This window comes from Methanothermobacter tenebrarum, assembly GCF_003264935.1.
Taxonomy (GTDB): Archaea; Methanobacteriota; Methanobacteria; order Methanobacteriales; family DSM-23052; genus Methanothermobacter_A; species Methanothermobacter_A tenebrarum_A.
On the sequence record NZ_QLOE01000004.1, the window covers coordinates 27,517 to 42,119 of the forward strand.

Here is a 14,603-nt window from a genome sequence, read left to right on the forward strand (position 1 = left end):
TCCACCACTATTTGATGACCTTTCTATTCATTTTTCTAGCTATTTTACCGATTAGTTTGGATGATAGAGGATGATACAAGCCTTGGATTGTTAGTATGGCGATGGTTATACCTACTATAAAGTAATTTGCTGTGATACCAAAATGTGAGGCGACCCATATTATGAAGGTTATGGTTAGGGCCCCTGTTGTCCCAGCGTATCCAGGATCTGCGCACATTCTATTCCCGAAGTAGACGAATAATGCGGCGATCAGACCACCTTCTGGGCCCCCGAATCCATAGTAGCCACAAGATGCTAGTAGAGTGCCGGCTGAGGCGTCTGGGGAGCATACGATGTTGCCTTTAAAGTAGCCTCCGCCTAGATCCCCCCCTCTTTTTTCTATGGATTCGCCGATCGCCTTCGCGCCTCTGACACCTGGGGCTTCGGGTAAGCCCATCCATATGTCTATTATAACGAAGTTTAGCCATGCTAGAACTGCGGCGATTGGTATTGCTATGATTTCATTCAAAGATATCCACCCCAAGTGTTAGTCTCCACTAGAAATAATATTAGAGTTGTCCCGGTTATATGTTTAATATTCTTAGATTCCATGTATGGTCCAATGAAGCTTTGTGAGGTTATGGAACTCGAAATGGCATTTAAATGTTTAATGGTTTTTTCAAAAAATCTTGGAGTGTGAATAATAGTATATTAAACATTTCTTTTGCACCTCGTACCCCTTATCCCTTTATACCTCACCTTAATTCTTTTCTTAAAACATATAAATATATTTTGTATATAAATATATTTTGTTTTGCCTTAGAATATGAATATATTATAGATTTTTGTTATTTTCCCAGTTTCTTGGCCAAAATAAGAAGAATAATTAAGAAGGTGTGCGGAAACTTCAAATATGGGGTGTAATGGGTGTATTCCATTGCTTTTATATGTTTATAGTATCTTTGATGATAATTCTAGGGCTGTGTCCTCGTTGTATATTATTTTAAGATCCCAGAATAGTGTTAGGTAGGATTTTAGTGGTATTGGATCATTTTCAATGTTCTTTTTTAAGGTGTAATTGAGGGTTTTTTCCATGGCTTCTTTGTCCCCTGCTACATAATATACTAGGATTGCATCGGCGTAATGCCCTATGGAATATATTTCCGGGTCTCCGTCACCTTTAAATTTGCCATCATACTCTTGATTAGCTTTAAGCCATTTTGAACCCTCTTGGATCGATTTTAAAGCTTTTGTATCATTTGTTGCAAGGTAGTATAGGGTTAATCCTTTAAGTATTTCGATGTTTTCATATGGTGCGGAAGTCCAAGATCCGTCTCCTCTTTGTTTTTCAATTACATTATATATGATTTCTTTGTCTGGTTTCATTCCACCTACTTGGGATTCTGTTTTAAGTTTCAGGTAATCTGGTCCTATAAATTGTGATGATTCTTTGTTGGCTGCTATTTTAATATCCTCATTATTTATTTGGTTTTCGATAAATTGCAACCCTTTATTTGTTATTTTTTCAGTTTCATTTGTTTTTAGGTCTTTTAGGGGATAGATTGTCTGGGCTGTTGTTATAGTGTATTCTGCTGGTGGCATGCCCCCTGGGAATGAGCCGTTTTCCATCTGTTTATATTCCAGCCATTTGATCAGATAATCAGATCTTTCTTTAAATTGTGTGTTCCCTGTTTTCGCGGCTAGTTTGTCATATAGGGCTGCTATCATGGCATTGGAGTCGTAGCAGCCTTTAAATGTGCTTCCAAATTCCAAGTCTCTGGCGGGATCATATTCTATTGGAGTGTATTCTCCAATCTCTGAGTAAGAGTATCCGTTCCAGAATTTTTCTATGAAATGTGTTATCTTTTCATATTCTGGGTCTCCGGTAAAGTTTATTTTGGATTTATTCCCTTCTATGGGGGGCTTTGGGATGTATTGATATACTGCGACGTCTCCTGTGACGAGAAGGGTTTTGAAGTGGGTGTCTGTGGGGAGATATAAACCCAAGCCTTGTTGATGCATGGTTTTTCCAATGTAAATGTATGTTATGTTATTTTTTTCGATGAAATAGTATGCCTCATTGGGCTGTGAAGTGGTGAACATTGTTTTTACTTCCATTTCGCTCATCTCTTTCTCTTTCAATGTGGGTGGGTTCCCCATCATGCCCTGGTAGATCGTCTTCCATAGTAGAACATCCTTCCTGTGCGTGTTACCTATAAGGAGGTAAGCATCGTCCATTGTCGCCAAGAACACAGAATCGGGTGCTGTGTTTTTCTCTATCCACTCAAAGGCTTCTATCTGCTCCGGTGTAGGACTTATAACATTTAGATAAGCTATCACACTCCCTTGTGCGATTGGGATGATCAGAAAGATTGAAATAACAAATAATCTTATATATGGTGTGATATTCTTCTTAAGTATCCTATAATCTGGTATTTTCACATTATCCAATCTTATAATAGCCTGTGAGAGCCCGTAACCAGCCATCAAAGATAGTGGTATCGCCGCATAAGGGTCCCGGAATCTGAAAGAATATGTTCCTACTATCGCGAATACTGCGAACCATAAAAGTATAAACTTGTAAATGGGATTCTTTGATTTCATGAAAAATAATGCACCATATAATCCGAATATGAGCTGGATCAAGCCCATCCATTTTGGGAATCCGAGTATTGTAACTGGTTGTGTTTGTAAACGGGCGGTGAATAATGTGAATTCTAGAATACCAACAGCTGCAAGGAAGAATAAGATGGAAACTTCTATTGGTCTCTTTTTAAAAGAGGGTATTAGGAATGTTAAAATTAATATTAGGACAGTTATGGCGAGGAATACCCATCCTCTATGGGTGAATAAGTACATTGATAATATTAAAAGGGCTATTATAATATACTTAGGATTGCCTTTAAATACCTTGAAGAATCTTCCTAGACTGAAATTATCAATATCAGAGTATCCAGGAATGCTTTTAACATATTTTATGAGTAGGTAGAGTATTATTGTGAATAATAGGATTCCCAAGGATTCCGGTATGAATACTGATGTTCTGGCCACGAATGATGGTACTATTGAGAATAAAAAGGCGGAGAGGATTGAATCTCTCTCATTTTCGAAGATCTCCCATGCAATCTTATAGAATATGAGTATAGTTAATATCGCAAGAAGTGGTGGTAAAATAAAGAATACAAGTTGACTGTTAAAGATCTTATACATGAGGAGTCCTAGTATATGGTAGAGTGGTGGGTAAGCGTATGGTTTAAGTCCTAGTAGGGAAGTGGGATTTTTTGAAAGTATGCCTATGCCTTTTGTGGCCAGTCTCATTACAATGTCATGGTGGATGTATGCATCGTTACCAGGGAATGCAAAATTCCTACTTGGTATGAGTCTTATGATAAAGGCTAGAATACATACTAATATAATTTTATAATTTTTTAACAAGTTTATCACCATATCATAGTATTTCTTTGAGGAGTTTGAGGATATTAGGGTAATCTTTCACGAGTCTAAAAAGTGGAATCTTGGAATCTAGATTTAATTCTTTTCCTTTTAGTGATTCCACCAGGTTATTTAAATCTTCGTCGGTTAGTTTATTAAGTATTTTCCGATACTTGAGGGATCTTTTAATATTGGCTCCAACTTTTTTATACCATCTTTTCTCATACACTTTTAGGAACTCTGCATCAGTTCTACCTTCTTCTATGGCATCTGATGCGGTTTCAGCAGCTATTTTCGCGCATTCTGCGGCTATGTGTATGCCTCCGCCGGTTAATGGGTCTACTTGTCCTGCGGCGTCACCTACTACGAGCAGACCATCAGTATAGGTTCTTTTAACAGGCCCTCCAATGGGCACGGCTCCTATATTGAATTCTATTTCAGTTGCATTCAATTTTGATGTGAATTTTTTGAGATAATATTGTGCGCTTTTCATATTACATTCTTTTCTACGTATTCCCACGCCAATGTTCGCCCTTTCTTCGCCCTTTGGGAATATCCAAAAGTAACCGCCGGGTGCTATTTTGTTTCCGAGATAGAATTCCATTATATCATTTTTAACGTTAACACCTACCATCTCTGACTGGGCGCATGAGCAGATTTCATCCACTTTAAACCTTGTATCGAGGCCGGCTTTTCTGGCAATTTTTGATTGGATCCCATCTGCAGCTATAACGATCTCTGAACGGATATCAAACCTTTGACCATCCTTTTTAGCTATCACACCAGTAATTTTACCATCTTTGATTATTAGATCTTTTGCTGTGGTATTGAGCATTATATCGGTTCCTTGTTCAGCTGATAAAATGGCAAGGTGTTTGTCAAATACTTTTCTTTCAACAATATAACCTGTTATTATAGGGTCTCTGGTTAGGAAACTTGCACCAGAGGGTGCATGGATACATGCGCCTCTGATCCTAGTACAAGTGAATTTTGGTGATGGGTTTATTTTCATGGATTTAAAGAAGGTATCACTAACTCCCCCGGCACATTGTACTGGCGTGCCTATTTCAGGGTTTTTTTCTATCATGAGAACCTTGAGACCCTCCTTTGAAGCGTAAAACGAAGATATGGACCCGGCTACTCTACCCCCAACTACTATGAGATCATATTTCACGATCTTCACCTTTTATTTTTGTATGGCGTCCACTGGACATACTATACTGCAAGTACCGCATTCCCTACATTCCCCATTTATTATAACGATCTTTTCCATTTCTAGGATGTCATATGGGCATACATTTACACAAGCGCCGCAACACCCACATTTATCTAGTAACCTCAATCAACCACCTTTAATTTTATTTTCCCCCCATTAGAGAGTGCCAAAAGCGATTATTTTAACAGGATGTGTTGATTAGGAATCATATTTGACTTTACTTATAAAATATCTTTTATTGGAACTGTTAAGGGCTGGAGGGGTATCATTTTAATCATTAACTTAACCGTTAACTTAATATACCAGTTTTTTACTATTTATTAATTACCATGCAGGGGTGCCCGAGCGGCCAAAGGGGGAGGACTTAAGATCCTCTGGCGCAGGCCTTCGAGGGTTCAAATCCCTTCCCCTGCATTAGACCTATACTTATTTTGGCCTTAGTAGCTCAGTGGTAGAGCGCTGCCTTGGTAAGGCAGAGGTCGGGGGTTCAAATCCCCCCTAAGGCTTTGTAGATGGTTTGATTCTTTCATGGATAAGAGTTTATGGAGAAATAACATTTTTTTGGTGATGGAATTGTCTAAGGCGTTTGATATAATAATGGCGGGTGTAATATCGGGAATAGTGGCGTTCACCACCCAAAAGCTTGGGGTGGGTGGAACTGCATTAGGTGCTGTTTTAGGGTCAATGCTCTATCAACTCTTATCTCATTACCTTAGAGAGCCCCTAGAGAATGTTAAAACGCAGATAGTAGAGGATAAGATAGTTTTTACAATCCCACTTATGATTATACTCATAATAGAAGTTATAAACTTCCTAGCCAATTTTTATTGGAGATCGGAGAGTATAATTTATCTTTTAGAGGGTGTAACCCATTGGAATCTTTTCAGGTCAATGGGCCTTGGCCTTCTCATAATGGGATTATATCCTCTCTTGAGGTCAGATGAGATAAAGAAATCCCATGGGTACCTGCTTGTATTCGCTGGCCTATTACTCCTTTTAAGGGGATTTGTGGATGTGAATTCTTCCATTGTGAAACTTTATAGTCTAATATTTTATCAGTTTGATGTTCTGATCTCGGTTATTGTCATCACAATTCTACTTTATGTAATAGCTGTTATACTTAATGAGTCTATAATTATAATAACTGAGGATAAGCAATTATAATGGGATGAGGTGGAAATGTCCCGGAGGAACGCTACCCTTAAGGCTATAATTGATGTGATATTATATGAAAATCCTTCCACGCAGGATGAGATCGCTAAAAAGTTGGGGATTACACGGCGTTATGTTACTAAATTACTTAGGCCGCTTATAAGGAAGGGTGTTGTTAAGAGGGCTTATATGGTTGATCTTCAAAGATTTGAGGAATTTGCAGATGTTTTTGGCGAGGAGGTGACTTCAAGGGAGTATGCTGGAAGTTTTTTCATTAAGGAGCTTTTGAGGGATATGGCGGGGCATGTTTGTAAGCAGCTTGAAAAGTCATTTCAAGCTCTTGCCGATTATGATAAAGAGCTTGCAGATGAAGCTCTTAGGATGGATTATGTTACTAATCATATGCATGAGAAGATCAGGTCTTCAGTTGATACTGCAATTGCTATGAATCCATATTCTGAGTTTGGGAGGGCTGTGGTGTTCACTGAGATAGCATATGATCTTGAACGTATAGGTGACCATTCAGGTATAATAGCCAATTTCACGGTTAAGGAGGCGTATCCTGTAGATCCTGAGATTATGGATTATCTTCGTAGGATGTATGAAACTGCTGTTAGAATGGTTAAAAAGGCTATGAAAGCTTTCCTTAATGAAAAATTGGAACTTAGAGATGATGTTATGAAACTTGAGAAGGAGATGCATAGGATACAGAGAAAAGCGCTTAATTGTATTGCTACTCAGATGGCTGAAACCTCTTTTGATAAGAAAGAGCGTTCAACATATTATATTTCGCTTTCAAGGATAGTTAAGACCTTTGAGAGAATAGGAGATATTTCTGTGGAGATCGTGGATACTGCAGTTGAATTCTATATGAATATTCCACGGACAACTACTCCCGAGAGGTTCAGGAGGCTATAATTTCTCAAGGATTTTGGTCATGAACTGGTTAAGGCGTTCCTATTTATTCTAGAAGTTTTTTTGGGTTGATATACCAGATGGCACGCTAAAGTTGATTTTTTGATTTTGCAACTTTTTCTTTGGTTTTTTTCCATGATATTGTATTTCTTCGAGCTTTAAGGTTTTTCTGAATGGTTTTTCTTGTGCTTCTTCGTTTATGTGGGCTATTAGTCCTGGTAATCTTCCTATCATGAATATTCCAGTTCCTGTGCTCCAGTGGAATCCTATGTCTGATAGTATTGCTGCGTTGGCTCCATCGATATTTAGGTGTATTTTTTTGGAATTGTATAGTATTTTTTCTATTTCTTTTGCTAATTCTGTGTGTGGTCCTGTGCATTTTAGTTCTTTTCCTATTTTTAATATTTTCGTTGCTCTGGGGTCTTTGTGGTGGTATCTGTGACCGTAACCAGGTATTTTCTTTCCCTTTTCTAGGTGTTCTTCTACGATTTTTTCTGCTAATACTGGTATATCTTTGTGGGATTTACATGAATTTATGGTTTCTTGGAATAATTTCATAGCCTTTTCTATGGCTCCAGCGTGGTTTTCGCCGAAGGCTAATAAACCAGCGGCTAGAGAAGTGTTTAGAGATGAACCCGTTGATCTGGTGAGGCGGGCGACTTGTGTGCTTGGTGGTGTAACACCATGATCGCAGAAGGATACCAATATGGCATTAAGCATTTTGGATTTATTTTTAGATGGTAACTCGCCCATTAATAGTAGGAATATGACTTCAGCGAAAGAATAATTTTCAATCAAATCTTCTATTAAATAACCGCGTGTAATTATACAATCTTTTTCGATGAGGGTTATGGCTGTCTTCCAGCGACAAATATTAACCTTAAAAATTTCTTTTAAGGATTTTTCTGTTATCATAGCTATCCACCATACCAGCCTTATATGTCATCATATTTAAATTTTATACTTTTAGTGTAGTTTTATTCCTATAACATGAACAAAATCGCATCACCAACTAATTTAGTTCATAAAATGTGAAATATAATTCACCAATAGTAAAATTTAAATAGGTTTGCAACTAACTTAAAAATCGGTGAGGAAAAATGGACACCAAAACAATTTTAGGGATAATAGTCGCCATAATTATAATAATAGGGGCCATAGTAGTCCTAGGCGGCCAAGGTGGAGAAAAAAGGATCGACATAGTAGGTTCGACATCTGTACAGCCAGTGGCTGAAAAACTTGCAGCTGAATACATGAAAAAACACCCGGACGTTAAAATAAACGTACAAGGCGGAGGATCAAGCGTAGGCATCACACAAGCACAACAAGGAACAGCAGACATAGGCACATCATCCAAAGATTTAAAAGAAGACGAAAAGAAAGGCCTTAAAGTATACCTCATAGGCAAAGACGGTATAGTTGTAATTGTGAATAAACAAAATAAAATCCAAGGTCTTACAACAGAACAAGTCAGAGACATATTCAGTGGAAAAATATCAAACTGGAATGAAGTAGGAGGCCCAGATGCCAAGATAACAGTTATAACAAGGGAAGAAGGTTCAGGAACACGCAAAGCATTTGAAGAAATCGTAATGGGAAAAGAAGCTAAAATAAGAAAGGATGCAATCGTAGAAAGTTCCACAGAGGCAGTTAAGCAAGCAGTTAAGCAAGACCCCAATGCCATCGGTTTTATATCACTTGCTAACCTTGATGACACCGTTAAAGCACTTGAAATTGATGGTATAATACCATCAGAGAAAACAGTGGCTGATGGATCATACAAACTCCAGAGACCATTCCTATTCCTTACAAAAGGCGAACCAACTGGCGTAGTGAAGGATTTCATTGATTGGGTCCTAAGCCCAGAAGGACAAGCAATAGTAAAATCTGAGAAAGTAGTCCCAGCCAAACAATAGAATACAACCCCCCCACTTTCTCTTTTTTTAGAACCCCCCTTGAGATGAAAGATTAATATACTAATTAAGGAAAATTATTTTAGAGGAAATAATATTTCTCAGGGTGATACACTTGGATATAAAATGGAAAGGGGGGATAATACTCATATTTGTCATCTTAATCTACCTATTATTAAGACCAGGCGTCCATTATGAGAGAATCGAGATAGCAGGTTCAACATCTGTACAGCCAGTGGCTGAAAAACTTGCAGCTGAATACATGAAAAAACACCCGGACGTTAAAATAAACATACAAGGCGGAGGATCTGGTATGGGCATCAGAACAGCCCAACAGGGTGTTGTGGATATAGGTACAAGTTCAAAATCCCTTAAACCCGAAGAAAAGGATGGTTTAAGAGAATATGTTATCGGGAAAGATGGTATAGTGATAGCAGTGAACAAAGAAAACCCCATAAACGACTTGACAAAAGAACAACTTAGAGACATATTCAGTGGAAAAATACGAAACTGGAAGGAAGTAGGAGGCCCAGACGCCGAAATACATGTCATAGTCCGGGAAGAAGGATCAGGGACCAGAAGTTCATTCCAGAGCCTAGTAATGAAAGATACTAAAATAAGAAAGGATGCAATAGTTCAAGGATCCACAGAATCAGTTAAACAAGCAGTTAAACAAGACCCATATGCTATAGGTTTTGTTTCAATGTCCCATATGAGCGATGATGTAAAAGCCCTCAAAATTGATGGTGTCCAACCATCTGAGAAAACAGTCGCCGATGGATCATACCCACTTGTCGTTCCATTCATATTCCTTACAAAGGGCGAACCGACCGGTGTCGTGAAGGACTTCATAAAGTGGGTTTTTTCACCAGAAGGACAGAACATAATAAGAAGTGAAAGAATTGTACCTGCAATAGCAAATGTTTCAGATGATGACTAAATTGTGAGGGGCATACCATGATAAGTAGGACAAGAGAAATGTTAATTGAAAAAGGACTTTTCCTAACCGCAATATTCTCAATAATAATAATAATATTACTAATAGTACTTTTCATCTTCAGAGAAGCCATACCAATATTCCAAGACTATGGTTTTATACATTTCATATTCGGTTGGGAATGGGCCCCTTCAGATGGAGAATATGGCGTATTTACAATGATAGTAGGATCATTATGTATTACTTTCCTCTCACTCGCCATTGCAGTTCCCTTCTCATTTTTATGCGCAATTTTCATGGCGGAAATAGCACCACAATTCATGAGAAGAATCCTCAAACCAGTCATTGAAACACTAGCAGCCATACCATCTGTCGTATACGGATTCTTTGGACTCATAGTCCTAGTACCCCTTGTAAGGACACATATTGGGGGCACAGGCTTCGGCATACTCACAGCCTCATTAATACTTGCCATCATGATAATGCCCACAATAATAAGTGTATCAGAGGATGCGATCAAATCGGTTCCATTGGAATACAAGGAAGCGTCACTCGCCCTAGGAGCAACCCATTGGCAGACAATAAGATATGTAATAGTCCCGGCTGCAATACCAGGTATAATTACGTCTATTATCCTCGCGATGGGAAGAGCCATCGGTGAAACACTAGCAGTTATAATGGTAGCAGGTAACGTGGCACAGATCCCAAGTTCAATATTGGATCCTGTAAGGGCATTAACATCAAACATAGCCCTTGAGATGGGATACGCAACAGGATTACATTATAGCGCACTCTTTGGAACAGCCGTAATATTATTCATAGTCATCATGATATTGCTGGTAATCGCCAACTACTTCCACTACAAGAAAAAAATAGTAGTCGGAGGAGGCTACCTATAGGGTGATTAAAATGTCACTTAGGCTTATTTCACCCAAAACCACCCAGAAGATAATGAATGGAATACTATGGGCTTCTGGGATATTCACAATAATAATACTCATAGTGATCATAGGCTACATACTCATCAAAGGTTTGCCAGCAGTTAACCTCGAATTCTTACTGTCAGAGCCCATAGATTCTGGCAGAGCTGGTGGTATAGCCCCAATGATAGTCTCAAGCATCTATGTGACACTATTAGCGGTTTTAATCGCAACACCACTTGGTATTGGGGCTGCAGTTTACATGGCAGAATATGCTGGTGAAACGCAGATAGTTAAGCTCATAAAATTTGGTGCTGAAACATTAGCATCAATACCCTCAATAGTCTTCGGATTATTTGGATTATCATTCTTTGTTATATTCCTCGGACTTGGATGGTCCCTCCTTTCAGGAGGTCTTGTACTCGCACTTATGGCTTTACCCACAATATTCCAAGTGGCCGTAGTATCTATTGAGAGCGTGCCAAGATCCTACAGGGAAGCAAGCTGGGCATTAGGCGCTACTAATTGGGAAACAATCTACAGGGTTGTGATACCCGCAGCAATGCCGGGGATAGTCACGGGAATAATATTGGGGATGGCCAGAGCCATATCAGAGGCTGCTGCGGTAATGTTTGTCGTTGGATCCGCTCTTTCAATGCCAATTTCCATCTTCGACCCTGGGAGGCCTCTTCCATTACACTTATATGTGCTTGCCACAGAGGGACTTTCCCTTAAAAACGCTTATGGGACTGCAGCTGTCCTCGTGATAATGGTCCTTATTATTACAGTCACTACCAATACTCTTGTTGAAAGGTATCGGAAGAAAATTATGGGGCGATGATCATGTACAGGATTGAAGTTGAAGATTTAAACGTTTACTTTGGTGAAGACCACATCTTAAAAGATGTGAATTTGAAGATACCTAAGAATACTGTGACAGCTCTTATAGGCCCATCTGGTTGCGGTAAATCAACTTTTATAAGGACACTTAATAGGATGAATGATGTTATACCTGGTTTCCGTCATGAAGGTCATGTTTATTTAGATGGGAAAGACATTTATGATCCTGACGTAGATGTGGTTGAGTTAAGAAAAAAGGTTGGTATGGTTTTCCAAAAGCCGAATCCATTCCCAAAATCTGTATTTGAAAATGTTGCATATGGTCTCCGTGTCCATGGGATAACTGACAAGGAAGTGATAGAGAATAGGGTTGTGGAAAGTTTAAAGGCAGCTGCGCTTTGGGATGAAGTTAAAGATAAATTAGATCAGACAGCTCTCAGCCTTTCAGGGGGGCAACAACAACGTCTGTGCATTGCAAGGACGATAGCTATAGAACCAGAGGTGATATTAATGGATGAACCATGTTCTGCGTTAGATCCTATTTCAACCACTAAAATTGAAGACTTGATACACAAACTAAAGCGCGACTTCACTATAATAATAGTAACACATAATATGCAACAGGCTACAAGGGTCTCAAAGTATACTGCGTTCTTTTTAAATGGTGAGATCGTCGAAAGTGGTTTGACAGAGAGGATTTTTGTAGAACCAAAAGATAAGAGGACAGAAGAATACATAACTGGTAGATTTGGATAATTTTTTCGGTTTCTAGGAGGAATATTATGGAGAAGAAATATCCAAGAATACTTTTCAGAAAAAGGTTAAAAGATTTGAGGAAAGATGTGGAAAAAGTAGCCCAGAAAACCCTTGAAACACATAAAAAGTCTACAAACCTCTTATTCGATTTCGACAAAAAGAGAAAGGAGGAAGTGATCTCAGCCAGTAAAGAGATAGATGATATGGTATTTAACCTTGAAAGGAAATGTATAAGTTTGATAGCTGCTGAACAGCCAGTTGCAAAGGATCTGAGATTTATAGAGGCTTGTATAAAAGTTGGAAGCCATCTTAAAAGGATAGGGTATCTCGCAGCTGATATAGCAGAATATTCTGAGAATATAAAAGATGAGGAAATACCCAAAAAACCCCTAGAAGATCTCATGCACATGGCAGATTTTGTCCAGATGATGCTCTCTAAGGGGATATATTCATTCCTTGATCAAAACATAGAAATGGCAAAAGAACTCAGACACGACGATGACAAAGTGGATGACTTATTCGACCAAACACTAGAACATGTAACGATTAGTATGTTCAAAGATAAAGAAGCCATTAATTATCTTGTAAATCTATTATTCATAGCAAGATTCCTTGAAAGAGTGGCTGACAGGGCTGTGAGCATAGCTGACAGGACAATATTCATGATAACATGTGAAAAACCATAGGATTGGAAATCCATTAAAAAATTATAAAAAGAAGGGGGGCGACTGTTCCCCCCTACTGTATTTTCATGGCTTTAATATGGCGGTGGCATGTCTTGAAGCCCAACATTGTATGCAGACACCAATAGGTAATCCTGCGGTATGGGTGTGAGCAGTTTCTATCTTAACATCTAATGCGGTTGTTTTACCACCAAGTCCCATTGGGCCTATACCACTCCTATTTATTTCCTCGAGTATGCTTTCTTCCAGTTCTGCTATTTTATCGTCTTCGTTTCGTTCCCCAATTTTTTTAAGTAAAGCTCTTTTGGCAAGCTTTAACGCGAGATCTGAAGATCCGCCAACACCTATCCCGACTATTATGGGTGGGCATGGTTTGCCACCGGCTCTAATCACTGTTTCAACCACGAAATCTTTAATACCTTCAAGGCCTTCACTGGGCAGTCCCATTCTTAGCCTGTTGTTATTCTCTGAACCAAAACCCTTTGGCATAACCGTTATTTCGAGAGAATCGGTATCTACTAATTCTAAGTCTATCTGTGGGATCATTTTACCAGTGTTATCCCCAGTATTCTCCCTTGAGATAGGATCCACAACATTAGGCCTTAGTGGGATCTGTGATGTCGCCATTCTAACTCCTTCTATGATCCCATCATAAAGTTTTTCAACTCTAACATTACCCATTTTCACGAATACTATAGGGAGTCCTGTATCCTGGCATATTGGTATCCTTTTTTCCTTGGCGATCTTTATATTTTCTAGGATTGCCTTCAAGTTTAATAATGCTATTTCATCCTTTTCTTCTCTGAAGGCTCTTCTGAGGGCTGATTCAACATCCCTGGGCAGTGTAGTGGTGGCTTTTTTGAAAAGTTGGCATACTGTTTCCTTGACCATTCCTTGGCTGATCATAGGATCCTCCTAGCGTCTATAATTGGATTAAGTCCTTGATCTTTTTAAGTTCGGTTGCTAGTTTATCCCTCTTGGTGGATAATAGATCCTCTGAACTTTCTATTAAAGCTCCTGTGGGACAGATTGAGATACAAAGTGGTTTATCATATTCTATACATAGGTCACATTTACGCGGAGTTCCATGTTCATCCATGTAAATTGCGCCTATGGGACAAGCGTCTCGGCATAAACCGCAGCCTACACATTTTTCTTCATCGATTATAATGGCTCCTTCTTTTTCTATTATGGCGTTTTCTGGGCAGATGTTGAGACAGGGGGCTTTTTCTGGGGCGCAGTGCATACAAAAGATTGGCACGCCATTTAATAAGCGGATAGCATTCCTTGGGCATATTCTTTCACATTTTACGCATTCATCGCATAATTCTGGGCTTAAGATTAACTCTCGCAATGTTAGCCCCCCTATTTTAGTTTCTCCTCGGCTTTTTTGCTTTTTGAGACCAATTCTAGTATGTCAAATTTTGGTTTTGCGGTTCTTGCCATTTTTGCTATGTGTTTTTCTTGTTTTTCGAGTTTTAGTTTTTCAGCGTCTACTATAGATAAGGCTCTTTTGGAGCAAGCTTTTATGCAAGCTGGCGTGTCTAGTTTTGGGCATTGGTTACATTTGTGGGCTTTTCTCTCTGATAGTACTATGGCGCCGAATGGGCATACTATCATGCAGAGTCCGCAGCCTATACATCTTTCAAAGTCTATGGTTTCATTGATTGCTTCAGTAGGGCATATTGCCTTACATGGGGCGTCCTCGCACTGTTGACATATTATAGGATAATATGTCCCATTTATTTCACGTATTATTATCCTAGGAGCCCCATAGAGCTCTTCACAGGCTTCTTCGCAGTCTCTGCAACCGTCACATAATTCTGGTTGGCTCAAGATCTTTTTCAACTTTTTATCCTC

Annotated in this window: 16 protein-coding genes and 2 tRNA genes; 10 read left to right on the top strand and 8 right to left on the bottom strand. The window is 39.0% G+C overall.

Annotated features, from left to right (window positions below; translation table 11 throughout):
- Positions 1–7: 7 nt before the first annotated feature.
- From DPC56_RS04060 to DPC56_RS04075, 4 genes are all read right to left on the bottom strand, one after another.
- Positions 8–508 carry a hypothetical protein gene (locus DPC56_RS04060; protein WP_112093796.1) on the bottom strand — a complete coding sequence of 167 codons (501 nt, stop codon included), beginning with the start codon at positions 506–508 and terminating at the stop codon, positions 8–10.
- A 422-nt stretch (positions 509–930) separates the two neighbouring features.
- Positions 931–3,414, bottom strand: coding sequence for a hypothetical protein (locus DPC56_RS04065; RefSeq protein WP_220084812.1), 2,484 nt, complete (start codon positions 3,412–3,414; stop codon positions 931–933).
- Positions 3,415–3,427: 13 nt separating this feature from the next.
- Positions 3,428–4,585, bottom strand: a complete 1,158-nt coding sequence (locus tag DPC56_RS04070) for an NAD(P)/FAD-dependent oxidoreductase (protein WP_348638834.1) — start codon at positions 4,583–4,585, stop codon at positions 3,428–3,430.
- A 12-nt stretch (positions 4,586–4,597) separates the two neighbouring features.
- On the bottom strand, positions 4,598–4,753 hold the full coding sequence (locus DPC56_RS04075) for a 4Fe-4S binding protein (protein ID WP_112093799.1): 156 nt from the start codon (positions 4,751–4,753) through the stop codon (positions 4,598–4,600).
- A 205-nt stretch (positions 4,754–4,958) separates the two neighbouring features.
- On the opposite strand from DPC56_RS04075, the gene DPC56_RS04080 reads away from it, so the two are divergent.
- The 4 genes from DPC56_RS04080 (at position 4,959) to DPC56_RS04095 (ending at position 6,697) form a co-directional block, all read left to right on the top strand.
- A tRNA-Leu gene (locus DPC56_RS04080) sits at positions 4,959–5,041 on the top strand.
- Between the two features lie 20 nt (positions 5,042–5,061).
- Positions 5,062–5,133: transfer RNA gene (locus DPC56_RS04085), tRNA-Thr, on the top strand.
- Between the two features lie 61 nt (positions 5,134–5,194).
- Positions 5,195–5,791: a hypothetical protein gene (locus DPC56_RS04090; RefSeq protein ID WP_348638835.1), complete on the top strand. Its 597-nt coding sequence runs from the start codon at positions 5,195–5,197 to the stop codon at positions 5,789–5,791.
- A 15-nt stretch (positions 5,792–5,806) separates the two neighbouring features.
- Positions 5,807–6,697, top strand: a complete 891-nt coding sequence (locus tag DPC56_RS04095) for a phosphate signaling complex PhoU family protein (RefSeq protein WP_112093800.1) — start codon at positions 5,807–5,809, stop codon at positions 6,695–6,697.
- A 48-nt stretch (positions 6,698–6,745) separates the two neighbouring features.
- On the opposite strand, the gene DPC56_RS04100 is transcribed toward DPC56_RS04095, so the two are convergent.
- Complete coding sequence (locus DPC56_RS04100; RefSeq protein ID WP_112093801.1) at positions 6,746–7,609, bottom strand: citryl-CoA lyase; 864 nt, start codon at positions 7,607–7,609, stop codon at positions 6,746–6,748.
- Positions 7,610–7,794: 185 nt separating this feature from the next.
- On the opposite strand from DPC56_RS04100, the gene DPC56_RS04105 reads away from it, so the two are divergent.
- The 6 genes from DPC56_RS04105 to phoU all read left to right on the top strand — a co-directional run bounded on the left by DPC56_RS04105 (position 7,795) and on the right by phoU (position 12,746).
- Entirely contained in the window at positions 7,795–8,610 is an 816-nt protein-coding gene (locus DPC56_RS04105) for a phosphate ABC transporter substrate-binding protein (protein ID WP_112093802.1), read from the top strand.
- Between the two features lie 112 nt (positions 8,611–8,722).
- Positions 8,723–9,547 carry a phosphate ABC transporter substrate-binding protein gene (locus DPC56_RS04110; RefSeq protein WP_112093803.1) on the top strand — a complete coding sequence of 275 codons (825 nt, stop codon included), beginning with the start codon at positions 8,723–8,725 and terminating at the stop codon, positions 9,545–9,547.
- 17 nt (positions 9,548–9,564) lie between these two features.
- On the top strand, positions 9,565–10,443 hold the full coding sequence (gene pstC, locus DPC56_RS04115; RefSeq protein ID WP_112093804.1) for a phosphate ABC transporter permease subunit PstC: 879 nt from the start codon (positions 9,565–9,567) through the stop codon (positions 10,441–10,443).
- 10 nt (positions 10,444–10,453) lie between these two features.
- Entirely contained in the window at positions 10,454–11,305 is an 852-nt protein-coding gene (gene pstA / locus DPC56_RS04120; protein WP_112093805.1) for a phosphate ABC transporter permease PstA, read from the top strand.
- Between the two features lie 2 nt (positions 11,306–11,307).
- The gene (gene pstB / locus DPC56_RS04125) at positions 11,308–12,060 is read left to right on the top strand and encodes a phosphate ABC transporter ATP-binding protein PstB (protein WP_112093806.1); all 753 of its coding nucleotides are present in this window, start codon (positions 11,308–11,310) and stop codon (positions 12,058–12,060) included.
- 26 nt (positions 12,061–12,086) lie between these two features.
- Positions 12,087–12,746, top strand: coding sequence for a phosphate signaling complex protein PhoU (gene phoU / locus DPC56_RS04130; protein WP_112093807.1), 660 nt, complete (start codon positions 12,087–12,089; stop codon positions 12,744–12,746).
- Positions 12,747–12,809: 63 nt separating this feature from the next.
- Here the strand turns inward: phoU and DPC56_RS04135 are convergent, their stop codons facing one another.
- Genes DPC56_RS04135 through DPC56_RS04145 form a run of 3 tightly spaced genes read right to left on the bottom strand, consistent with a single transcriptional unit; the run spans position 12,810 to position 14,591 of the window.
- Entirely contained in the window at positions 12,810–13,649 is an 840-nt protein-coding gene (locus DPC56_RS04135; RefSeq protein ID WP_112093808.1) for a fumarate hydratase, read from the bottom strand.
- 16 nt (positions 13,650–13,665) lie between these two features.
- On the bottom strand, positions 13,666–14,097 hold the full coding sequence (locus DPC56_RS04140; protein ID WP_112093809.1) for a 4Fe-4S dicluster domain-containing protein: 432 nt from the start codon (positions 14,095–14,097) through the stop codon (positions 13,666–13,668).
- Positions 14,098–14,108: 11 nt separating this feature from the next.
- Positions 14,109–14,591, bottom strand: coding sequence for a 4Fe-4S dicluster domain-containing protein (locus DPC56_RS04145; protein WP_112093810.1), 483 nt, complete (start codon positions 14,589–14,591; stop codon positions 14,109–14,111).
- Positions 14,592–14,603: the final 12 nt, after the last annotated feature.

What these genes read in the sequence shown, in the direction of transcription:
- DPC56_RS04090 (WP_348638835.1), top strand. Translation starts at nt 5,195, where the DNA reads ATGGAATTGTCTAAGGCGTTTGATATAATAATGGCGGGTGTAATATCG.
- DPC56_RS04095 (WP_112093800.1), top strand. Translation starts at nt 5,807, where the DNA reads ATGTCCCGGAGGAACGCTACCCTTAAGGCTATAATTGATGTGATATTA.
- DPC56_RS04100 (WP_112093801.1), bottom strand. Translation starts at nt 7,609, where the DNA reads ATGATAACAGAAAAATCCTTAAAAGAAATTTTTAAGGTTAATATTTGT.
- DPC56_RS04105 (WP_112093802.1), top strand. Translation starts at nt 7,795, where the DNA reads ATGGACACCAAAACAATTTTAGGGATAATAGTCGCCATAATTATAATA.
- pstC (WP_112093804.1), top strand. Translation starts at nt 9,565, where the DNA reads ATGATAAGTAGGACAAGAGAAATGTTAATTGAAAAAGGACTTTTCCTA.
- pstA (WP_112093805.1), top strand. Translation starts at nt 10,454, where the DNA reads ATGTCACTTAGGCTTATTTCACCCAAAACCACCCAGAAGATAATGAAT.
- pstB (WP_112093806.1), top strand. Translation starts at nt 11,308, where the DNA reads ATGTACAGGATTGAAGTTGAAGATTTAAACGTTTACTTTGGTGAAGAC.
- phoU (WP_112093807.1), top strand. Translation starts at nt 12,087, where the DNA reads ATGGAGAAGAAATATCCAAGAATACTTTTCAGAAAAAGGTTAAAAGAT.
- DPC56_RS04135 (WP_112093808.1), bottom strand. Translation starts at nt 13,649, where the DNA reads ATGATCAGCCAAGGAATGGTCAAGGAAACAGTATGCCAACTTTTCAAA.